The organism is Cellulomonas sp. (assembly GCF_017744555.1).
Lineage (GTDB): Bacteria > Actinomycetota > Actinomycetes > Actinomycetales > Cellulomonadaceae > Cellulomonas.
On the sequence record NZ_JAGIBD010000022.1, the window covers coordinates 1 to 22,233 of the forward strand.

Here is a 22,233-nt window from a genome sequence, read left to right on the forward strand (position 1 = left end):
GTCACGTTCACCGAGAAGGCCGCGGCCGAGCTGCGCCACCGGATTCGCGGCGCACTCTCGACAACCCGGCCGTCGCTGCTCACCGCCGCCGCGCTCGCCCGCACGTACCTGTCCGGGACGGGTCGGCGGCGGCCCGTCTGGTCGGTGCCGCTCGTGCTCCGCGCGACGCCGTACCGCGACAACGGCCACCTCGCCCGTGAGCACGCGGTGGGCCGGACGACGTTCGCGGAGTGGGTGCAGCAGCGGCACGGTTCCCCCTCGGCATAAACCCTTGGCACCCGGCGGGGTGCGACGTACGGTCGTCGGACACGGGAAGGAGGTGGTCCGGAACATGAAGTCTTCCAGGACGCGTGAGGTGACTGTCCGCTAGTCGCCCGGAACATCGGACGGATTGTCGATCCGCCCGCGAGCCCGCCGGTCATCCGGCAGGGCGGCGAGCGAATCCCGGCAGTCACCGCAGCCCGTGGGTAAGCCGCGACCTCGTCCTACGCGGCAGGACCTCTCCGGAGGCCCGGCCCACGGGCTGTTCCATGCCCGGACGGCACGGTGCGCCGGGCGGCCGTGACCCGTGGCAGGGTGGACCGGTGGCCCTCAAGAACCCCGCCCAGATCGACCAGATGCGACCCGCCGGCAAGTTCGTCGCCGGCGTGCTGTCCTCGCTGCGCGACGTCGCACGCGCCGGCATGAGCCTCAAGGACCTCGACGCGCACGCGCACCGCATGATCGACGACGCGGGTGCGCACTCCGTCTACCTGGGCTACCACCCGTCGTTCGGCGCGATCCCGTACCCGGGCGTGCTGTGCACGTCGGTCAACGACGCGGCCCTGCACGGCCTGCCGTCGGACCGGGTGCTGGAGGACGGCGACGTGCTCAGCGTCGACTTCGCCGCGCAGGTGCAGGGCTGGGTCGCCGACTCGGCGATCACGTTCCAGGTCGGCTCGACGACGCCCGAGGCGCAGAAGCTGATCGCCGCGACCGAGCAGGCCCTCGCCGCCGGGATCGCCGCCGCGGTGCCCGGCGGTCGCATGGGCGACATCTCCGCGGCCATCGGCGCGGTCGGCCGGGGTGCCGGGTACGGCATCAACGCCGACTTCGGCGGCCACGGTGTCGGCCGGACCATGCACGAGGACCCGCACGTCGCGAACCTGGGCAAGCCCGGGACGGGGCTCAAGCTCAAGGCGGGCCTGGTCATCGCGATCGAGCCGTGGTTCATGGCCGGCGGCGACGAGTACGTGATCGACGACGACGGCTGGACGATCCGCACGGCCGACGGCTCGCTCGCGGCGCACGCGGAGCACACGGTGGCGATCACGAAGGACGGCCCGCTGATCCTCACGGCGCGCGACTGACGCACCGCCCGACGTCGGGCCCGCGGACCCGCACGGCACGCTGAAGACTTCGTCCCGGCAGGCGCGACGAAGTCTTCAGCGTCTGCCGTCAGAGCGACTTCTGGTACGTCCGCATCGCCGACACCGACCATGCCGCGACGACCGCCGCGAGCACCGTCAGCAGGGCGCCGCGCGACGCGACGAGCCCCCAGTCGACGTCCGTCGACATGGCCGTGCGGGCGATCTCGGTGGCCCACGTGAGCGGGTTGAACCGGGCGACCGTCTCGACCCAGTCCGGCAGCAGCGCGACCGGCATCAGGGCGGTCGACAGGAACGTCGCGGGCAGCACGACGATCGTGGAGATGCCGATGAGGGCCGTCTGGTCGCGGGCGAGCAGCGCGACCGCCGCCGACATCGAGCAGAATGCCGCCGCGAGCAGCAGCGACGCGAGGAGCGCCACCACCAGGCCGAGCACCCCGCCGTCGTACCGGGCCCCGGCGAGCCAGCCGATCCCGAGCACGATGACGCCCTGCACCGTCGCCATCAGAAGCTGCTGCGCGAGCTGGCCCGCGACGAGCGACGAGCGCGACACCGGCGACGAGAGCAGCCGGTCCATGACCCCGGAGCGGATGTCCTCGATGAACCCGGTCCCCGCCCACGCGCCCGAGTACAGCACGGTCATCATGAGGATGCCCGGCACGAGGAACGTCAGGTAGTCCGTCGGCCCGAACCCGGGCACGGTCGCGATGGACTCGAAGACGTTGCCGAACAGCACGATCCAGATGACGGGCTGGATCACGGAGACGCCGAGCCCCCAGGGCTGCCGGACGAGGTCGACGGTCCAGCGCCGGCACACCTCGGCGGTCTGCGCGGCCCACGAGGCGCGGCCGCCGGTCACCCGACCGGTCTGAGCGAGCGCGCTCATCGGGCCACCTCCGCGGTCTGCGCAGCGGCGGCCGCACTTCCGTCGCTCGTCGTGCCGGACGTGGGCACCGACTCCGCCGCCGTCCACGACCGTCCGGCGTGCCGCAGGTACACGTCGTCGAGCGTCGGCCGCGAGACGCCGACCGCACCGTGCCGCACGCCGGCGGCCTGCAGCGCGGCGATCGTCGGGCCGACCACGGCCGGTCCGTCGGGTGTGCGCGCCACGAGCCGGCCGACCGGCCCCTCCACGTGCACGACGACGTCGCCCAGCCCGGCGATCCCCGCCGCGACGGACCGCACGAGCGCAGCGTCCGGCTCGACGAGGTCGACGGTGAGCGTGTCACCGGCGAAGGCCGCCTTGAGCGAGTCGGGCGAACCCGCCGCGACGACGCGGCCGCGGTCGATGATCGACAGCCCGTCGGCGAGCCGGTCGGCCTCCTCCAGGTAGTGCGTGGTGAGCACGACGGTGAGCGAGTCCTCCCCGGCGAGCCGCCGGATCTCGTTCCACATCGACGCGCGCGCCTCGGGGTCGAGCCCGGTGGTCGGCTCGTCGAGGAACAGCACCCGCGGCGCGTCGACGAGCCCGAGGGCGACGTCGAGCTTGCGCCGCATGCCCCCGGACAGCACGCCGGTGCGCCGGTCCGCGGCGTCGGCGAGCCCGAAGCGGTCGAGCAGCGCGGCGGCCCGGTCGAGCGACGCCGACCGCGACGCCCCCCGCAGCCGCGCCGTCATCGCGAGGTTTTCGCGCGGGGTGAGCAGCACGTCGGCGCCCGTGCCCTGGGACACGTAGCCGATGCTGCGACGCACCTGGTCGGCGTCCCGCACCACGTCGTGCCCGGCGACCCGCGCCTCGCCCGACGACGCGCGCGACAGGGTCGTCAGGACGCGCGTGGTCGTCGACTTGCCCGCACCGTTGAGGCCGAGCAGGCCGTGCACGGTGCCGGCGGGGACGGTGAGCGTGAGGCCGTCGAGGGCCCGGACGTCGGGTCGGCCGCGGCCGCCCGGATAGGTCTTCACGAGGCCGGCTGCCTCGACTGCATGCGGTGGCATGGTGATCGTCTCCTCGGATGGGACCGGCCGAGGAGCCACCTATGCTGGATCTGCAGCGGATCGCACAGGCGTCGCCTCGGACGGTTCGTCGTCGGTCGGCCCGGGTGTGCCAGCACCTGGGCCGACCTGTTCCCGGGCAGGTCGCCCGGGGGTCGTGGGTCACGCGGTCGGGGGTGCCCCTTCCGTCGTGAAGTAGGGCGCGAGGGCCTCGGCGATCTCCTCGGGCTCGAGCCGGCCACCAGCAGCCCGCGTGTGCAGCTCGCGCCACAGCCCGACGCCCTCGAGGGTCCCGTCCGTGATGCTGGCCTCGAGCCCGACGACGAAGTCGAGCTCGGCGTGCAGCAGCGCGGAGTCGTAGTCGGCCTCCAGGACGAAGATCGACGGCAGCCCCTGTGCGCGGGCCTGCTCTCGGGCGGCGTCGAGCGTCGTGATCGAGACCTGCAGGGCGGACACGCGCATCCGGAGCAGCCGCGCGACGTCGTCAGGCCCGAGCAGCGGCAGGAACGACAGCGCGGCCTCGAACTGCGGGAACTCCTTGACGGGGGTGCGCAGCAGGTCGGAGAGCCAGTCGACGGCCTCGGTCGCGCCCGCGTCGGTGAGCCGGTAGATCGTGCGCGTCGGCCGGTTGCCCTCGCGCTCGGTCGACGCCGCCTCGATGAGCCCGTGCTTCACGAGCGAGTCGACGACCGAGTACAGCGAGCCGAAGTTGAGCCTCACCGACTCGTCCTTGCGGCGCTCGCGGAGGGTCATCGACATCTCGTAGGGGTGCATGGGCCGCTCCCAGAGCAGCGCGAGCACGGCCAGCGCGAGCGGGTTGTTGCGGGTCCGCGGGGCCATGTCGTCACCTCCTGACGCGTATCGTCCGATCCCGAATGCTCGAACCAGAGTATATCTCGACTATGTCGCGTCTCAAGCCCCTGGTGCAGCGGCTCGTGTCGTCGTCGGGCGGACACGACCGCGGGACGAGCGTCCGCACGGCACCATGGGCGCGTGGACCGACCGTTCCGGGTGATGACCGTGTGCACCGGCAACATCTGCCGGTCGCCGATGGCCGAGATCGTGCTCCGTGAGCGGTTCGCCGCCGCCGGGCTCGCCGACGCCGTCCTCGTCGACTCGTCGGGGATCAGCGACGAGGAGCACGGTCGTCCGATCGACCGGAGGGCACGCGCGGTGCTCGTCGAGCACGGCTACCCGGCCGGCGACGGCCACCGGGCCCGGCAGGTCGGCGCGACCGACCTGCCGGGGCACGACCTCGTGCTGGCGATGACGAGCGTGCACGCCCGCTCGCTGCGCCGCCTCGCGGGGTCGCCCGAGGTCGCCGACCGGGTCGTGATGTACCGGACGTTCGACCCCGCCGCACCAGTCGTCGCGCCCGGTCAGCCCGAGCACGTGCTCGACATCGACGACCCCTGGTACGGCGGCCGCGAGGACTTCGAGGCGTGCCTCGCGCAGGTCGAGGCGGCGGCCGACGGCGTCGTCGAGCACGTCCGCGCCGCGCTCGCGGCGCGCGGACCCGCGACTCGCTGACCCGCTGCCCGCTGAGACGGCGGACGCGCCACCGCTCACGGCTACAGCCAGCGGTTGCGGCGGAACGCCCGCCACAGGCCCGCGCACGTCACCGCGATCGCCCCCATCACCACGCCGAACCCGTACCCACTGTGCGCACCGGGCAGGTGGTCGACGTTCATCCCGTACACCCCGGCGACGGCGGTCGGCACGAGGCCGATCGCGGCCCACGCCGAGATCTTCCGCATGTCCTCGTTCTGCCGGACGCTCACCCGGTTCTGCGCGACGGACACCTGCGCGATGTCGGCCTGCATGACGGTCGTGAGCATCGCGTCCTGGCCCTCGATGAGCTCGGCGGCGCGCAGCGCGTGGTCCTCGACGTCCCGGAAGTACGGCCGCATGACGGGCTGCACCCACGGGATGTCGTCGTTCACGAGCCGGGACAGCGGCCCGACGAGCGGCACGACGGCCCGGCGGAACAGCATCACCTCGCGCTTGAGCTTGTAGATCCGCTCGGCGTGGTCGCGGCCGGGCTCGTCGCCGAACACCTGGTCCTCGATCTCGTCGATGTCGGTGTCCACGGCGACGGTGACGTCGAGGTAGTCGTCGACGGTGAGGTCGAGCATGCGGTGCAGCACCGCCGCGGGACCGTGCACGAGCATCGCGGGGTCGGCCTCCAGGCTCAGACGGGTGCGGTGCGGGACCGTCGAGTCGCCGTGCCGGACGACGATGACGAACCGCTCCCCGAGGAACAGCGCGATCTCGCCGACCTCGACGACCTCGACGTGGTCCACGTAGCGCACGGGCTTGATGACGGCGAACACGACGTCGCCGTACCGCTCGAGCTTGGGCCTCTGGTGCGAGCAGACGGCGTCCTCGATGGCGAGCTCGGGCAGCGCGAACCCGGCCGCGAGGGCCTCGAACTCCTCCGCGGTCGGCTCGTGCAGGCCGACCCACACGAACCCGTCGTCCTTCTCGGCCTCCCGGACGGCGACGAACAGGTCGTCGAGCCGGTGCCGGCGCACACCGCCGGTGTAGAGGGCGCAGTCCACGATCACGGCCGCGACAGTACGTGTGCGACGGGCCCGCGGGAGCGTGAACCGCGCCGGACGCGCGGCTGAGATCCGCCGGACGACGAGCGCCTCGCCTCGGTCTTCACGGCAGGATGAACCACATGAAGGTCGCCCGCCGCGCCCACGTGCCCCCGTTTGCCGTCATGGAGATCCTGGCCGCGGCGAACGCGCGCCGGGCCGCCGGGGAGCACGTGCTCAACCTGTGCGCGGGCGAGCCGTCGACGGGTGCGTCGGACGTCGTCCGGCAGCGTGCGATCGACCTGCTCACCGCGGGCGACCTCGGGTACACCGAGTCCCTGGGCTCCCCGGGCCTGCGCGCGGCCATCGCCCAGCACTACCGGGACTGGTACGACGTCGACGTCGAGCCGTCCCGGATCGCAGTGACGACCGGCTCGTCGGGCGGGTTCCTGCTCGCGTTCCTCGCGGCGTTCGACGTCGGTGACCGCGTCGCGCTCGCGGTCCCCGGCTACCCGGCGTACGCGAACATCCTCGCGGCGCTCGGCTGCGAGGTCGTCGAGATCCCGTGCGGTCCCGAGACGCGGTACCAGCCGACCGTCGCGCAGCTCGAGGCGATCGACCCGGTCGACGGGCTCGTCGTGGCGAGCCCCGCCAACCCGACGGGCACGATGATCGACCCGGCCGAGCTCGCGGCGCTCGCGACCTGGTGCGGTGACCACGGCGTCCGGCTGGTCAGCGACGAGATCTACCACGGCATCACGTACGACACGTCGCAGCCGCCGACCGCCGCCGCCTACCTCGGGTCGGGCGCGATCGTCGTCAACTCGTTCTCGAAGTACTGGGCGATGACGGGCTGGCGGCTCGGCTGGCTCGTGCTGCCCGACGACCTCGTCGCACCCGTCGACGCGCTCGCAGGGAACGTCGCCCTGTGCCCGCCGGCCCTCGCCCAGCACGCCGGCGTCGCCGCGTTCAGCGAGGACGGGTACGCGGCCGCCCGCGCGAACGTCGAGCGGTACGCCGCCGCGCGCGAGCACCTGCTGGCCCGTCTGCCGGAGCTCGGCTGGACCCGGATCGCGCCCGCCGACGGAGCGTTCTACCTGTACGCGGACGTGTCCGCGTCCGGGCTGGACTCGGTGACGTGGTGCGCGCGGCTGCTCGACGAGGCCGGCGTGGCGCTCACCCCCGGGACCGACTTCGACCCCGTCGACGGGCACCGGTGGGTGCGGTTGTCGTTCGCGTCGTCCGTCGAGGTGGTGCGCGAGGCGGTCGACCGGATCGTCGCCTGGCAGGCGACGCTCGCCTGAGGTGCCTGCCCGCCCGGTGACACCGTTCTGCGGGCTGCGCGCCCGAGATGTCACGATTCGGGCTGCGCGTGCCCGACGCGCGTCCCGACCTCGAGGAGTCGCCGTGCCCGCGCCCGCCCGTCTCGTCCTGCTGCTCGCGGTCGTCCTGCTCGCGGGCACGGGCTGCACTGCCGACGACGCACCCGCCCCCGCCGCCAGTGCGAGCGCGAGCCCGACGGCCGTCAGCACCGACCCGGTGAGCGCCGACGTCGTCCTCCAGGGCGAGGAGGTGACGCTCGAGGTCGGGCCGGTCGCGGTCACGGACGACGTGGGAGTGCTGCGGATCGCCGGCCCGAAGGACGCGAACCTCCAGCAGGCGCTGTGGGACGTCATGGTGTCGCTGCACCCGGGCGCGAGCGGCGTGCGGCTCGTCGACCTCACGCGTGGCACGGTCGCGATGCCCGCGCGGACGGCCGACGACGTGGCGGTCGCGTCGTGGGCGATGTCGCCGGGCGGCCCGGCGACCGACGCCGCCCTGGCCGCCGCCGGCGACGACACCGAGGTGCTGTACGTCGCCTTCGCCGCACCGGCCACGCCGACCGTCGACGTCCTGCTGCCCGGCGGCGGCGGGCTCGTGCAGGGCGTCCCGGTGACGGACGCACAGGACGCGGGCGTCCTCACGGTGCCGGTCTCCGAGATCCGCAAGGACGCGGTCGCGACCACGCCGACGGCCACGCTCGACGCGTACACCGAGCAGGCGGGCGGCGAGGTGCGCACGCGCAGCACCGCCACCACCGTCACCGTGGCGATCGGCTCCGACGTCCTGTTCGCCGTCGACTCCGCCGACCTCGGGCCGGAAGCCGATGCCGCTCTGGCGGCCGCCGCGCAGCAGGTCGGTGCCTACGACGGCGGCACGCTGGCCGTGGTCGGGCACACCGACGACGTGGCCGACGAGGCGTACAACCAGGCGCTGTCCGAGCGCCGCGCGCAGGCCGTCGCCGACCGGCTGCGGTCCGTCGCGGACCTCGACGGCTTCGAGGTCACGGTGCAAGGGCGTGGGGAGACCGAGCCCGCCGTCGCGGGCACCTCGGACGAGGCGCGCGCACTGAACCGGCGCGTCGAGCTGGTGCTCACGACGGAGCAGGGCGACGTGGCGCAGACGGTGACGCCCCCGGCGGGAACGCTGCCGGCGACGACCGGTCCGACTGCCACCGCGGACGGGCACGTGACCATCGACTCGGGCAACGGCGTGCCGGTCGACGTGCGGGTGCGGGAGGTGCGCCGTGTGGGCCGCTACCTCGTCGGCAGCCTGGAGGTGAGCAACACCGCCGGACCGGAGGCGGCGAGCGGCGCGCTCTTCGCCGCCGGCGCGTGGGACGCCCGCGGCTCGTTCGACGCGAGCCTGCAGCAGGCCGCCACGAACGTCACGCTGCTGCAGGGCGACCAGCGCCTCTACCCCGTCGACTACCTGGTCCGTGAGGACAGCCGCGACCCGCTCGCGGACCGCGCGATCGACGGGCCGGACGTCGGTCGCAGCACGCTCGTGACCGTCGTGTGGCCGGACCCGGGGACGGACACGGTCGTCATCGACTCCCCGGCACAGGCGAAGGAGATCACCGCGTCGGTGTCGATCGACCTCGGCGTCGCGCCGTTCCGCATCACGGACGTCCCCGTGACGAGCTCCGGGCGCGCCGCGGGGTAGCGGTCCGCGGCCGTCGCAGTCAGTGGGCGCAGCTCGGGGTACCCCGCTCCCACACGTCGACCGTGCGGCCGTCCGGGACCGCCACGGTGCCGGTGCGGACGAAGCCGAGGTCGCGCGCCGCCGTCTCGAGGGCGGGCGTGTCGACGTAGGGCGCGTACTCGTCGACCTCTCCGGACGACGTCAGCAGCACGCACGCGTCCTTCGCGGTCCCGTCCGTCAGCCAGGCGTGGTACCCCGCCACGTCGGTCGCAGTCACCGGGTCCACCTGCGACATCGCGTTCGGGTAGCCGAGCCGCTGCGCCAAGGTCAGGGCGACCGTGTTCACGTTGAGCAGGACGCCGCGGAAGCCGAGGGCAGCGGGGCGCGGTGACCCGTCCGCGCGAAGCGTCCGGGCGGCGACCTCGTCGGTCGCACGCGACCAGTCGTCGGCCAGCTCCTCGGATGTGACGAGGCTGCGGTCCGGCGGGAAGTTGCCGGCGGCGTAGAACTGCTGCCCGTCGGTCACGTGCGCCCAGCCGAGCGTGCCGAGGTCCACGTTCCTCGGTACGGAGAGGGGCCCGCTGCCCAGGTACCAGCCGAGGAAGATGACGACGCACGTCGCCGCCGCGGCGACCACGGCGCCGGCGCGCGCCCACGACGCCGCGCGGACGACGTCGCCGGCGGTCCGCCACCCCTTCACCGCCAGGATCGCGGCCGCCGGCAGTAACGCGAGCGTGAAGCCGGAACCGCCGTTCTGCGACGACATCAGCACGGCCACGCCTCCGACGAGGACCGCGAGGAGCACGAACGCCGGCGAGGCGACGGCGGCCCGCACGGTGAGCCGCACCCGCGCCGTCCGGACGCCGACGACGAGGGCGACGAGGCCGGCCAGCAGCCCCCCGAGGATCAGCACGGTGTGCGACAGGTACCACTCCTGCAGGAGCATGCGCAGGACGAGCACCGGGCGGCTCGCGCCCGCACCGCCCGCGTCGTTCCGGTACGCGGTCGAGTGCGAGCCGTACCCGAAGCCGACCAGGTAGTCGAACACCGGCCGCCAGCTGTGCAGGAGCCAGATGCCGGCGACGACCACCGCGGTGGTCGCCGAGCACGCCCAGTGCACGAGCCGACGGACCCGGCGCCCGGGCGCGACGACGGACTGGAGGAGCCCGGCGCCCAGCACCACCGGCACGAACGCGACGAGCATGGTCCGCGTCATGGGCATCAGGCCGACGAGCACCCCGAGCGCCAGCGACCATCGCAGAGCCTCGTGCGACCGGCTGCGGACGAGCGCGTACAACGCCCACGTCGTGAGCGCCGCGCCCGGGACGCCGAAGCCGAACATGCGGGACAGCGCCACGAACCCGGGCGCCGTGGCCAGCAGGAGCACCGGCAACCACGCCGCGCGCGTAGGGAGCACCCGACGGCCGACGCACCACGTCCCGGCGAGGGTGGCCCCGGCGAACGCGAGGGACACCGCGGCACCGGCGGCGGTGAGCTCGACGCCGGCCAGCACCAGCACCGACGTGACCGCAGGGACGAGTGGTCCGAAGCTGCTGGGCCACAGCACGGTGCGCATCCACCCCGTGACACCTGCCCTGCTGGCAGACTGCGAGTCGTTGAGAGCAGAGGCGAGGTAGCCGGCCTCGTCGATGTTGAGGGACTGACCCTGACGGTGCGCCACCCACCACACGGCGTTCAGCACGACCCAGGCGACGATCCCGAGCGTCGCCCACGTCCACGGCGGGACGGCTCGGAGGGCGGTGCGCACAGGTCCGTCAGGTCCTCACGTGGGGGGATGCCGCGTGTCCAGCACTCACGGAGGTCCGGAATGTCCCACGGGGCGGAGCAGGCCAGGCGGTAGCCTACAGCGAACCCCGAGGAGGTTGCCCGTGCCAACCCAGACGACCGAGCTCGTCGAGACCGGAGCCCCCGTGCACCCGATCATCGCGTCGACCGCCGTCGGCCGCGTCGTCGTGCTGGGCGGCACCGGCTTCATCGGGTCGGCCGTCGTGCGGCACCTCGAGGGCGAGGCGGACGTCGTCGTCGTCGGCCGGGGAGGTCGTGCACCCGGGCCGGTGAACCACGGGACACGCTTCCTCGCGGCGGACCTCAGCGACGCGGCCGCGGTCGAGAGCGTCCTCGCGGGTGCCGACTCGGTCGTCTACTCGGTGGCTGCGATGCTGCCCGCGGAGTCCACCGCGTCACCGGTCCAGGACGTCACACACAGCCTGACCCCGCTCCTGCACGTGCTCGAGCACCTGCGCCACCACCCGACGACGCGACTGGTGTTCCTCTCGTCCGGTGGCACCGTCTACGGCAACCCCGACAGCATCCCCGTGCACGAGTCGCACGCGACGCGCCCCACCAGCTCGTACGGCGTGCTCAAGCTCGCCGCCGAGAAGTACATCCAGATGTACGCGACGGTCTACGGGATCGACGCACGCGTGCTGCGGGTCGCCAACGCGTATGGCCCGCGCCAGCCGCTCGGACGCAGCCAGGGCGTGGTCGGCACGTTCATCGACGCCGCACTGCACGACCGGCCCCTGCAGATCTTCGGCACCGGCCGCGCCGTGCGCGACTACATCCACGTCGACGACGTCGCGCTCGCGGTGCAGGCCGCGCTCCGGACCGACGGCCCCGAGGTCGTCAACGTCGCGACCGGCATCGGCACGTCGCTCGTCGACATCGTCGCCCAGGTCGAGCAGCTCAGCGGCAGCACCCTCCGGATCGAGATGCTCCCGGAGCGTCCGTTCGACGTGCACGCGATCGTGCTCGACGCGTCCGCGTTCCGGGCGATGGTCGGCGTCGAGCCCGTACCGTTCCAGGAGGGCCTGACCGCGACGTTCGAGGTCGCCAAGGCCGACCACGACGCGAAGCGGACCCGATGAGGCGCTCGGAGGCGGTCGCCGCTGCGGCGCGCGCGGCGACCCGTACCCGCCACCACGTCGCCCGGCTCGGCCACGCGCTCCGCCACGCCGGCCCCGGCCGCATCCCCGGCGCCGTCCTGGGCGTCTCGGTGCACCCGGACGTGGTCAGGGTGCACGGCTGGGCAGGTCAGCCGGGCCGTGAGGTGCAGCAGGTGTGGGTCACGGTCGGCGGGGTCCCCCTGGGTGCGGCCACGCTCGGCCTGCCGACCCCCACCGACCAGGCCGGTCGTCCGGCCACGACGAACTCGCCCACGGCAGGCTGGTCGCTCGAGCTCCCGCGCGAGCGGTTCCCGCTCGGCGAACAGCACGTCGGCGGGCTCGTGCTGCAGGGCTACGGCATGGTCGAGGCGTTCGACGGCCCGACCGTCCTGGTCGACCAGACGGGCACGTACGGCAACGTCGAGGTGCCGGCGGCCGGTGCCGACGTCGGGAACATCATCACCGTGCGCGGCTGGGTCCGCGTGAGCCTCGGCGTGGACCGCGTCGAGGTCCGCCTTGCGGACGGCCCGCCCGTCCGCGCCCGACTGCTCGCGCAGGCCCGCCCCGACCTGCTGCCGCACCTGCCCGACGTCGATGCGGGGATCGCCGGCTGGGAGGCGACGGTGCGCGTCCTGGGTGACCAGCGCTGGTACCTCGACCGTGACCTCACCGCCCACGAGCCGGTCGACCTCGAGCTCACCGTCGAGGCCGTCCGCCCCAGCGGGCGCGTCGTGCTCGGGACCGTTCCCGTGGTGCACCGCGCGCAGCCGCGGACGACCCAGGACGAGCGCCGCGCGCGGGTCATCGAGGCGCGCACGGCGATCCTCGCCCGCGACCACGTCCCGGCCGCCGAGGGTGAGCACCTCCTCGTCGTCACCCATCACCTGGGTCTCGGCGGTGGACAGCTGTACCTCCAGACGTTGCTGCGTCACCTGCTCCGCCAGGACGACGTCACGTGCACCGTGCTGTGTCCCGTCGACGGGCCGCTCCGGGACGAGCTGGAGGCGCTCGGCGCACGCGTGCACGTGGTCGGGTGGCCGCCGGACACGGCGGTCGCGTACGAGGAGTGGCTGCACGGCGTGGCCGCCGTGGCGGTCCGGACCGGCGCAACCTCCGTCGTCGCGAACACCGCGGGCTGCTTCTGGGGCCCCGACCTCGCCGACCGGCTGGGGATCCCGTCGATCTGGGCCGTGCACGAGAGCTTCGCGCCCGAGCACTTCCTCGAGGTCGGGTTCCGGTCCCGTCCCGACGCGTGGGTGACCGCCCGTTTCGCGACGGCGTTCGCCAAGGCCTCCCGCGTCGTCTTCGAGGCCGACTCGACGATGGACCTGTTCGTCCACCTCATCCGCGACGGTCGTGGCCTGCGTGTCGACTACGGCATCGAGCTCGACGACATCGACGCCTACCGCGCCGCGAACGACAGGTCGGAGGTCCGGCGGTCGCTCGGGATCTCGCCGGACCAGTCCGTCCTGCTGTGCATGGGGACGTTCGAGCCGCGCAAGGCGCAGGGCCTGCTCACGGCGGCGTTCGCGCGTGCGTCCGAGGACTTCCCGCGCGCGGTGCTCGTGATGGTGGGCGACAACGGCGGCCCGTTCTCGGACGCCGTGCACGAGCTCGTGCGGCGCCTGGGCGTCGAGGACCGGGTGCGCCTGCTGCCCGTGACGCCGGACATCGCGCAGTGGTACCTCGCCGCGGACGCGATGATCCTCGCCTCGGACATCGAGTCGCTGTCCCGCTCGATGCTCGAGTCCATGGCCTACGGCACCCCGGTGATCGTGTCCGCCGTCTTCGGGCACACGGAGGTCGTCGAGGACGGCGTGACAGGGTTCCTGATCGACTCGTCGTCCGTCTCCGGCACCGCGGCGGGGATGCGCCGCTTCCTGAAGCTGTCACGTGAGGAGCGCTCGGTGGTGGCGGACAACGCACGCCGGTGGGTCGAGGAGCGCAGCTCCGAGCGGTACGCGGGCGAGTACCGGCACCTGATCGAGCAGGTGCGCGCCGAGACCGCCGCCGCCGAGGTGGTCGCCCGATGACCGGCCCCGCGGCCCGCGAGTTCGACGCCGCGAAGTGGTCCGAGGGTGGCCCGCGCGTGCTGCTCACCGACTGCTGGCTGCAGAACTCGGGCGACGCGCTCATCGCCATCGCGATGGACCGCATCGTGCGCCAGGCGGTGCCGGGTGCGCAGGTGGTCCACGCGGCCTACGGCGTCGGGCAGGTGGGAGCCCGGTACCCCGGGCTCACCGTCGTGCCGCCCGTCGACGAGCTCGTCGGCACCCGGTGGGCTCCCGGCACGGACGAGGGCACCGACTTCGTCCGCGATGCCGACGTCGTCGTGAGCCAGGGTGGCGGCTTCCTGCGCGCGGGCTACCGGCCGTGGTCCCGCATCGACGCGCTCGAGCGCGTCGCCCAGCTCGGCCCGCGAGTCGCGCTGATGGGCCAGACGCTCGGGGTGTTCGACGTGGCGTTCGCGCGCCGCAGCCTGCGGAACGTGCTCACGTCGGCCGTGTCGGTCGTCGTGCGCGACGCGCCGTCGCGCGACAGCGCGATCGAGCTCGGCGCCGACCCGGCGGCCGTGCTGCTCGGCAGCGACTTCGCGCTCACGCTCGCGTCGGACCCGACGATCGCCGACGACCTGACCGCCCAGGACGTCCCGGCGGACCGGCTGCCGCCGGCCACGGACGCCGTCGGTCTGGTGCTCGCCGACCACGAGGTGCCCGGCGAGAACCCCGACCGGCGCTCGGTCGCCGACCTGCTGCTCCGCAGCGTGCTCGCCGCGTCCGACCGGGACGTCGTCGTCTGGTCGAGCTCGCAGGGCGTGCCCGGCGACGCGGACGACGACGTGGTCGCGCAACGTGCCGTGGAGCGCCTGCCCGCCCGCGACCGCCGCCGGGTGCGGGTGGTCGAGGGGCACCTCGACGGCTACGACCTGCTGCGCTGGTCGACCGCGTTCTCGTCGCTCGTCTCCATGCGGTTCCACCCGGCGGTCCTGGCCGCCGCCGCGGGCATCCCGGCGGTGCTCGTGATGTCCGACGGGAAGACGTCGTTCTTCGACGGCTCCGCGATGGCGCGCCGCGTCGTGCGACGGCAGGACGCGGCGACGCTCGACGCGGCGGTGCGCCTGGCGGTGCCCGCACCGGAGCGCTCGACCGGCGAGGCCCTGCTCGGGCCGGTGCTCGCGCGCGCCGACGTCAACCGCGCCTCGCTGACGGAGCTGGTGGCCTCGGTCGGCTGACCGGCTCGTCAGCCTCGCGCCTCCGGGTGCGCCTCCTGCCAGGCGCGCACCCGGGCGAGCTGCTCCTGGTCGCCGAGGGCGCGCGCGACGATCCCGAGGTCCGCCCACGCGACGGGGTCGTCAGGTGCCACCTGGGTGGCACGGACGAGGTGGTCGCGCCCGGTCGCCAGGTCACCGTCCTGCGCGGCCAGCGTCCCGGCCGCCAGCAGGAGGTCGACGTTGAGCGGGTCGTCGGCGAGGGTCTTCTCCACGAGCGCGCGCCCTTCCGCACGACGCCCGAGCACGCCGAGCGAGACGGCCCGGGTGCGAGTCGTCTCGACCGACCCCGGGACGAGCGCGAGGGCGTCGTCGGACCACGCGAGCGCCTCACGAGCGGACGGCTCGTCGCCCGCGTCCGCCCCGGCGGCGAACGCCGCCGTCGCGAGCACGGGCACGTCCGGGTCCCAGGGGCGCAGGGTCCGGGCGAGCGTGAACCGGTCGGTGGCCTCCTCGACGTGCCCCTGCGCGGCCAGCGTCACCCCGCGGGCGACCGCGGTCTCGCCGGCGCACGCGACCACGAGCACGAGCGCCCACAGCGCACCGGCCGCCGCGACGCCGGGGGCGACCCACGCACGCTCCCGCACCGCCGGCGGCCGGGACGCGAGCGCGCCCGCGAGCAGGCACAGCAGCGGTGTCGTGGAGGCATGGGTGAACCCCGCCGAGAGCGTCACCGCGCCCGCGGCAGCGGCCGCCGCCGCGCCCACGAGCAGCGGACCGCGCGGCGCCGCGAGCTCTGCCCGGGCGGACCACGCCGCACGCACGAGCAGCACCGCGAGCGCCAGGGTCAGGACGACGAGGGCGACGCCGCCCGCGACGCCCGCCTGCAGCAGCACGCTGTGCGGCGAGTCCGGCGGGTTGACCGTGCCGAGCTCCCGTCGCCACCGGTCCGACGCGGCCGGCCCGAACGCGTCGAAGAACCCGCTCGGGCCCACACCGGTGACCAGGTGCGAGCCGAGCATCCGTACCGTGTCCGCCCACAGCACCGCGCGCCCCTCGACGGTCCCCGAGGCGAGGGCGTCACCACCCAGCACGCGTGCGCGCGTGGCCGGGAGCAGCAGCGACGCCGCGCCGACGACGAGCGCGGTTCCGCCGACGAGCCCCAGGGCAAGGCGCCGGCCCGGGGCTCGCAGCAGGCTCAGCGCGACGACGGCGCATGCGACGAGGGCACCGAGCAGCGCGGCCCGCGAGCCGCTCGTCACCACGAGGGCGCCCGACGCGACGAGCCCCGCGACGGGCAGCGCCGCGTCCCGACCGAGCGGCCGCCGTACGACGACCGCCAGCAGGACCGCCAGCAGCATCGCGCCGATCGCTCCCTGCTGGCTCGCGTTGCCGAGCAGCGAGCCCGGCCGGTCGACGTCACCGCCCAGTGGCCGGAGCCCTGTCGCCTCGACGACCGCGACGACGGCCGCGGTCAGCCCGGTTGCCGCCGCCGAGACCACCAGCGCCCGTGTGCGGACCGGCGTGGTGCCTGGGCCGAGCAGGCGCGCACCCGCCCAGAGCGCACCCGCGTACAGCGGCAGTGCGACGAGGCCTTCGTAGCGGGGCCACCGCCCGACGAGCTGAGCGGCGGGCGCGTCGCCCGCCACGGCGGCGATCGCGAGCCACACCGCCCCGACACCGACCACAGCGGCGACCCCGCGCTGCAGCCGGCCCGCCGGGCGGGCCAGCGCCGCGAGCGCCACCGCCGCGGCGACCAGCGCGAGCTTGGGCAGCACGAACCGGGACAGGCCCGTCGGGAGCATGACGAGCGGCGCGAGCGTCAGCAGCGCGACGGCCCCGCGGCCTGTGAGGTCGCGCCCGGCCGGGTCGGCGGCGGGACGTTCGCGAGGTGCCTGGCTCGGCCGGTGGTCAGGCCCGCGCGCGGGCGTCGGTCGGCGCGACACCGGTCGAGTGAACCACACGGTTCGAGCGGACGTGGCGGGCTGCCGGACGCAGCGGTCCGACCGTCGTCGCAGACCCACCACCGAGGCCGCGACGGAGAACGCCGACGGTTCCGTCACGGGCGCCTGACCTGCGGAAGCATTTCGATAGCCCGAATCACCCCTCTTCACCCGAAAGGCCGAGCCGGGCCGCCGGACGATGCCCCATAATCCGGGTGGCTTCCGTATCGACGGGGCCGCATCGCCCCCCTCGAAGGAGCTCCCGTGCGCCGTTACCGGCCCTCCGTCCTGCTGTCAGCGGCCGCCCTGACCGTCGGACTCGTTCTCGGTGGCGTCGCCCCGGCGACAGCGGCCGACGACCCCGCAGCGAGCCCGACGACGAGCGTCGAGCCGACCGCCGAGCCGACCGCCGAGCCGACGACCGAGGCGACGGACGAGCCCGTCGCGGAGCCGACGGCGGACCCCACCGTCGCGCCGACCGAGGCCCCGACGCCCGCACCGACGACGCCGTCGCCGCTGCTGGCACCCCGCTCCGCTGCGACAACGCAGTCGTTGGCCGCCCCGCAGGCGGCGGCGCTCCTCTCGGGCCGCGTGACGAGCGAGGCCGGCGACGCGATCGCCGGCGCGACCGTGTGGGCACAGCCCGCGCTGGGCGGCTCCACCCTGACGGCGACCACCGACGCCGACGGCAACTACTCCTTCACGACCATCGCGGCGGGGAGCTACCGCCTGCAGGCCCGGCCCGCGTTCGGCGGCTGGGTCGCGCTGTACTACCCGGGCGTCGTGGACTGGTCGGCGGCCGAGCTGGTGGCGGTCGGCACGACCCCCGGAGAGGCGAAGGACTTCGTCCTCCCGCACGGCGGCTCGGTCACGGGCACGGTGACGGTCCCGGCGGGCTACGCGGTCACGACGGCGTCGGTCACGGCCGAGGCGTCCGAAGGCGGGCCCTCGTACTCCATGGGCGTGAGGTCGGACGGCACCTACAGCGTCGACAGCCTCCCCGCCGGGAACTACAAGGTGCGGGTGTGGGCGCCGTCGCCCCTGTACGGCGGCTACTACCCCGGCATGACGACCAGAAGCGCGGCCCAGGCGGTGACGGTGACCGCGGGGACTCCCCACGCGGGAATCGACTTCGCCCTCGCCGTCGGGTCGACGATCACGGGCGTCCTGACCCGCTGGTCGGGCGGCGCGTTGGCGAACGCCAACGTCTACGCCTCGACGCCTGACTATTCGAGCTTCGCGAACGCGCTGACCGACGCCTCCGGTGCCTACACCCTCACCGGCGTGGCGCCGGGGAAGTACCGCATCCTCTTCACGGCCCCGGACGGCGCGATGTCGGTCAACGCGTACTACGGCGGCGCGACCGCGGTGGAGGACGCCACGCTCGTCGACGTCGGCCCCGGCGCCAGCGTCACGGCGAGCCAGACCCTCACGCGCAGCGCCCTGGTCAACGGCCGTGTGACCGGCCCGGACGGGCAGGGCCTCGCTGGCGTCACCGTCTTCGTCGAGTCCGACGACTACTACGGCGACACGGAGACCTCGGACGGTGGCTTCTGGGAGGTCCACAGCAACCTGGGCCCAGGCACGTACACGGTCCGCTTCGGGCCGTGGTCGGACGAGTCGCTGGCGTTCGAGTACTACGACGACGCGATGTCGGAGGCGGCGGCGACGACCATCACGCTGGGCGTCGGGACGCTCCGGCTGAACGTGGACGCGCAGCTCGACCGGGCCGCCGCCCTGCAGGTCAGCCTCACCGACGAGCACGGCGCACCCGCGCGCGAGTGGGTCAGCATCGACGACGGCAGCCCGAACGGGTCGTACGGCGCTCGCACCGACGCCGCAGGCATCGCGGACCTGACGCAGCTCCACGCCGGTTCGGGCCGGATCGCGTTCGGCCGCGGGAGCGGTGACACGCCGTACGTGCCGCAGTACTACAAGGCGGGTGGGCCGACGACGACGGACCGTGCGGACGCGTCGGTGGTGACGTGGACGGGCGGTGCCACGACGAACGTGTCGGCGGTGCTGCGCACCGGTGCGCACATCTCCGGCGTCGTGCGCAACGCGGACGGGTCGCCGGTCGCGAACCGGATGGTCGTGGCGTTCGCCGACGACGGCGTGCACGCGACGCGGTCGACGACGACGGGTGCGGACGGGTCGTACTCGATCCAGGGTCTGCTGCCCGGGTCGTACTTCGTCGCACTGTCGAGCGGAGGGGGCCTGGAGCCTGACGTGTTCTACGGCACGGGCCTGCGACCTGCGAACCCGAACGTGGCGGTGACGGGGACGGCGACGACGGCCGGGATCGACATCGTGCTGGGCGGCAAGTTCGCGGACGTGCAGCCGTCGACGCCGTTCGCCACGGACATCGCGTGGCTGTCGGACCAGGGCATCACGCAGGGGTCGCGCCTCGAGGACGGGACGCTGGTGTTCGACAGCTCCGGTCCGGTGCGTCGCGAGGCGATGGCGGCGTTCCTGTACCGCGCGAAGGGGTCGCCGGCGTTCACGGCTCCGGCGGTCTCCCCGTTCGTGGACGTGGCGCCGGGGGCGCCGTTCTACAAGGAGATCTGCTGGTTGGCCTCGACGGGCATCTCGACGGGGACGGACGTCGGTAACGGGCAGAAGGAGTTCCGTCCGGCGGAGTCGGTGTCGCGTGAGGCGATGGCGGCGTTCTTGTACCGGTTCAAGGGGTCGCCGGCGTTCACTATCCCGAGCCCGGCGCCGTTCGTGGACGTCGCCAGCGGTGACCGGTTCGCCAAGGAGATCGCCTGGCTCGCGTCGGTCGGCATCTCCAACGGCACGGACATCGGCGGTGGCAAGCGCGAGTACCGGGCCCTGGAGCCCGTGCGCCGCGACGCCATGGCCGCCTTCCTGCACCGCGCCGTCACGGTCCCGGGCTGACAGATCACCCGGCCGACCACCCGAATTGCGCCGATCCCGCCACCGACGGGTCGCATACTTGCCACGTCCCGTCGCGAGCCACACACCCTCGGCGCGCCGTGACGCCAACGGACCGAGGAGCTCGCATGCATTCCCCCGCCCTGCCGTGGCGCCTCGGCGCACTGGGCTCACTGGTCGCCGTCGCCCTGTCGCTCGGCGTCGTGCCGGCCCAGGCGGAGGAGGCTCCTTCCGCTCCTCTCACCACCGAGAGCCAGACGGTGCACACGCCTCCCGCGGCGGACGGCGGGGCACCCGTCGAGCCGAAGCCGTTCACGACGACCCCCGGCGGCGCGACGCCGCGCGGCGGGCCGTCGGTGCCGTCCGTCGCAGCCCCCGACCAGCAGGGCCCGACCGTCGGGCGGATGGCGGCCGTGCCGCTCGGCTCGCTGACCGGCCGCGTCGTGGTTCCCCCGGGGGTCGACCCGACAGAGCTGAACGTCGGCGCCGACTCCCTGGACGTCGCCTCGGTGACACCGGCGGCGGACGGGGCGTTCGCCCTCGACGGGCTCGAGGAGGGCGACCACACCCTGTGGGTCGACCCGGGCGCGACGGGCCTGGCGTGGGCGTCGTACCCCGACCCGAGGACGTGGACCTCGGTCCACGTCACTGGTGGTGCGGTCACGTCCGACGTCGAGATCACCCTGGTCCCGAGCGGCGCGTTCGCCGGCACCGTCTCGAGCCCCTCCGGACCGGTCGCCGGTGCGTGGGTCACCGCGGTCTGCGCGTGGTCCGGCAACTACTCGGCGGAGACGGACGCCCAGGGCCGGTACCGGATCGCCGGCGTACCTCGCGAGGCCTGCCGGCTGTACTTCTCGGCGCCGCCGCAGTACCACCTGGTCAGCGGCTACCACGGTGGCGGGCTCAGCTACCTCGACGGCACGGGCCTCGTCGCCCAGCCGGGTGCGACCGTGGTGGTCGACGAGGTCCTCGCCCCCTCCGCGGTCATCACCGGGCGCGTCGTCGGCCCGGACGGTGCGCCGCGCGCCGACGTGTGGGTGGTGGCACTCGGCACGCAGGCATGGTCGGGTGCCTCCACCGACGCCGACGGCCGCTACGCGATCGACTACGACCTCGCCGCAGGCGACTACAAGGTCCACTTCCTGTCCACCACCGACGAGCCGCTGGGTCACGAGTACTTCGTCGACGGCAACGCGATGGACGAGGCGATGACCGTCTCCGTCGGTGCCGGCCAGACCCGTCCCGGCGTCGATGCGCAGCTCGAGCCAGGCACCCGGGTCCGCCTCACGGTCACCGGCGCCGACGGGTCGCCCGCGCCCTACGTCACGGTCGAGCCCGTCGGGGTGGCCGCGACGCCGGCCGCCACCAACAACTTCGACACGTTCTGGGGCGACGCGGACGGCTCGGTGGACGTCCTCCCGCTGCGTGCGGGCTCCACGCGGTTCGCGTTCGGCCGCGCGAGCGGGGACACCCCGTACGTGGGCCAGTACTACGCGACGCCCACCACGACGTCGTCGACCGTGGCCGGGGCCGCCGTGGTCGGGCTCCCGGCGTACGGCGACGTGGCGATGACCGCACGTCTGCGCACCGGTGCGTCGATCACGGGCACGGTCGCCGCGCCGGCCGGTGGGTCCGCGGCGATGAAGCGGGTCGTGGCGTTCCGCGACGACGCGACACTCCCTAGCCGGTCGGCCCTCACGGACCAGGACGGCCACTACACGATCCAGGGCCTGCTCCCCGGCACCTACTACGTGGCGGTGGCGTGGTCCGGGGTCGACGCGAGGGGTCTGTTCTACCGGACGGGCACCAAGCCCGCGCAGCCGAACGTCACCGTGACCGGCACGACGACGACGTCCGGGATCGACATCACGGGCGGCGGCAGGTTCGTCGACGTCCAGCCTGCGACGCCCTTCTCGGCGGACATCAGCTGGCTCTCGACGCAGGGGATCACGCAGGGCTCGCAGCTCGCGGACGGAACGTTGGTGTTCGACAGCGCGGGGCCGGTCCGTCGAGAGGCGATGGCCGCGTTCCTGTACCGCGCCGCGGGCCGCCCGCCCTTCACCGAGCCGGTCGTCTCCCCGTTCGTGGACGTGGCACCGGGGGCGCCGTTCTACAAGGAGATCTGCTGGTTGGCGTCGACGGGCATCTCCACAGGCACCGACGTGGGCGGTGGCCGCAGGGAGTTCCGTCCGGCCGAGTCGGTGTCCCGTGAGGCGATGGCCGCGTTCCTGTACCGGTTCAAGGGGTCGCCGGCGTTCACGATCCCGAGCCCCGCTCCGTTCGTCGACGTGGCCACCGGCGACCGGTTCCCCAAGGAGATCGCCTGGTTGGCGTCCGTGGGCATCTCGACAGGCACCGACATCGGCGGCGGCGCGAAGGAGTACCGCCCGGCGGAGCCGGTGCGACGTGATGCGATGGCGGCGTTCCTGCACCGCGCGTCGAGTGTCCCCGGCATGGTGGGCTGACCGCCGCCACCGC

Annotated in this window: 16 protein-coding genes; 10 read left to right on the forward strand and 6 right to left on the reverse strand. The window is 74.0% G+C overall.

Annotated features, from left to right (window positions below; all coding sequences use genetic code 11):
• Positions 1-267 (forward strand): hypothetical protein (locus J7523_RS14270; RefSeq protein WP_291887814.1); only part of this gene is annotated, 267 nt, incomplete at its 5' end.
• Between the two features lie 317 nt (positions 268-584).
• On the forward strand, positions 585-1,349 hold the full coding sequence (map, locus tag J7523_RS14275) for a type I methionyl aminopeptidase (RefSeq protein WP_291887815.1): 765 nt from the start codon (positions 585-587) through the stop codon (positions 1,347-1,349).
• Positions 1,350-1,437: 88 nt separating this feature from the next.
• Here the strand turns inward: map and J7523_RS14280 are convergent, their stop codons facing one another.
• The 3 genes from J7523_RS14280 to J7523_RS14290 form a co-directional block, all read right to left on the reverse strand.
• Positions 1,438-2,253: an ABC transporter permease gene (locus tag J7523_RS14280; RefSeq protein ID WP_291887817.1), complete on the reverse strand. Its 816-nt coding sequence runs from the start codon at positions 2,251-2,253 to the stop codon at positions 1,438-1,440.
• Entirely contained in the window at positions 2,250-3,302 is a 1,053-nt protein-coding gene (locus tag J7523_RS14285; protein ID WP_291887820.1) for an ATP-binding cassette domain-containing protein, read from the reverse strand. Before J7523_RS14285 ends, J7523_RS14280 begins: the two co-directional genes overlap by 4 nt.
• A 159-nt stretch (positions 3,303-3,461) precedes the next feature.
• On the reverse strand, positions 3,462-4,139 hold the full coding sequence (locus J7523_RS14290) for a PadR family transcriptional regulator (protein ID WP_291887823.1): 678 nt from the start codon (positions 4,137-4,139) through the stop codon (positions 3,462-3,464).
• A gap of 153 nt (positions 4,140-4,292) precedes the next feature.
• Here J7523_RS14290 and J7523_RS14295 point away from each other — a divergent pair, with 153 nt between their 5' ends.
• Positions 4,293-4,829 carry a low molecular weight protein-tyrosine-phosphatase gene (locus J7523_RS14295; RefSeq protein ID WP_291887826.1) on the forward strand — a complete coding sequence of 179 codons (537 nt, stop codon included), beginning with the start codon at positions 4,293-4,295 and terminating at the stop codon, positions 4,827-4,829.
• Between the two features lie 41 nt (positions 4,830-4,870).
• Here the strand turns inward: J7523_RS14295 and J7523_RS14300 are convergent, their stop codons facing one another.
• A complete protein-coding gene (locus J7523_RS14300) occupies positions 4,871-5,866 on the reverse strand; it encodes a magnesium and cobalt transport protein CorA (protein ID WP_291887828.1) in 996 nt (331 codons plus the stop codon).
• Positions 5,867-5,982: 116 nt separating this feature from the next.
• On the opposite strand from J7523_RS14300, the gene J7523_RS14305 reads away from it, so the two are divergent.
• Both J7523_RS14305 and J7523_RS14310 read left to right on the forward strand, forming a co-directional pair.
• Positions 5,983-7,143, forward strand: a complete 1,161-nt coding sequence (locus J7523_RS14305) for a pyridoxal phosphate-dependent aminotransferase (protein ID WP_291887830.1) — start codon at positions 5,983-5,985, stop codon at positions 7,141-7,143.
• Positions 7,144-7,246: 103 nt separating this feature from the next.
• The gene (locus tag J7523_RS14310) at positions 7,247-8,824 is read left to right on the forward strand and encodes an OmpA family protein (protein WP_291887832.1); all 1,578 of its coding nucleotides are present in this window, start codon (positions 7,247-7,249) and stop codon (positions 8,822-8,824) included.
• A 19-nt stretch (positions 8,825-8,843) separates the two neighbouring features.
• On the opposite strand, the gene J7523_RS14315 is transcribed toward J7523_RS14310, so the two are convergent.
• Positions 8,844-10,571: a glycosyltransferase family 39 protein gene (locus J7523_RS14315; protein WP_291887834.1), complete on the reverse strand. Its 1,728-nt coding sequence runs from the start codon at positions 10,569-10,571 to the stop codon at positions 8,844-8,846.
• 121 nt (positions 10,572-10,692) lie between these two features.
• Here J7523_RS14315 and J7523_RS14320 point away from each other — a divergent pair, with 121 nt between their 5' ends.
• From J7523_RS14320 to J7523_RS14330, 3 genes are read left to right on the forward strand one after another with little or no spacing between them, the layout of a single operon-like run.
• Complete coding sequence (locus tag J7523_RS14320; protein WP_291887837.1) at positions 10,693-11,691, forward strand: NAD-dependent epimerase/dehydratase family protein; 999 nt, start codon at positions 10,693-10,695, stop codon at positions 11,689-11,691.
• Positions 11,688-13,742, forward strand: a complete 2,055-nt coding sequence (locus J7523_RS14325) for a glycosyltransferase family 4 protein (RefSeq protein ID WP_291887896.1) — start codon at positions 11,688-11,690, stop codon at positions 13,740-13,742. Before J7523_RS14320 ends, J7523_RS14325 begins: the two co-directional genes overlap by 4 nt.
• Positions 13,739-14,941, forward strand: a complete 1,203-nt coding sequence (locus J7523_RS14330) for a polysaccharide pyruvyl transferase family protein (RefSeq protein WP_291887899.1) — start codon at positions 13,739-13,741, stop codon at positions 14,939-14,941. Before J7523_RS14325 ends, J7523_RS14330 begins: the two co-directional genes overlap by 4 nt.
• An 8-nt stretch (positions 14,942-14,949) precedes the next feature.
• On the opposite strand, the gene J7523_RS14335 is transcribed toward J7523_RS14330, so the two are convergent.
• On the reverse strand, positions 14,950-16,863 hold the full coding sequence (locus J7523_RS14335) for an O-antigen ligase family protein (protein ID WP_291887902.1): 1,914 nt from the start codon (positions 16,861-16,863) through the stop codon (positions 14,950-14,952).
• A 261-nt stretch (positions 16,864-17,124) separates the two neighbouring features.
• On the opposite strand from J7523_RS14335, the gene J7523_RS14340 reads away from it, so the two are divergent.
• Both J7523_RS14340 and J7523_RS14345 read left to right on the forward strand, forming a co-directional pair.
• The gene (locus J7523_RS14340; RefSeq protein WP_291887905.1) at positions 17,125-19,758 is read left to right on the forward strand and encodes a carboxypeptidase regulatory-like domain-containing protein; all 2,634 of its coding nucleotides are present in this window, start codon (positions 17,125-17,127) and stop codon (positions 19,756-19,758) included.
• A 125-nt stretch (positions 19,759-19,883) separates the two neighbouring features.
• Entirely contained in the window at positions 19,884-22,220 is a 2,337-nt protein-coding gene (locus tag J7523_RS14345; protein WP_291887909.1) for an S-layer homology domain-containing protein, read from the forward strand.
• Positions 22,221-22,233 lie beyond the last annotated feature (13 nt).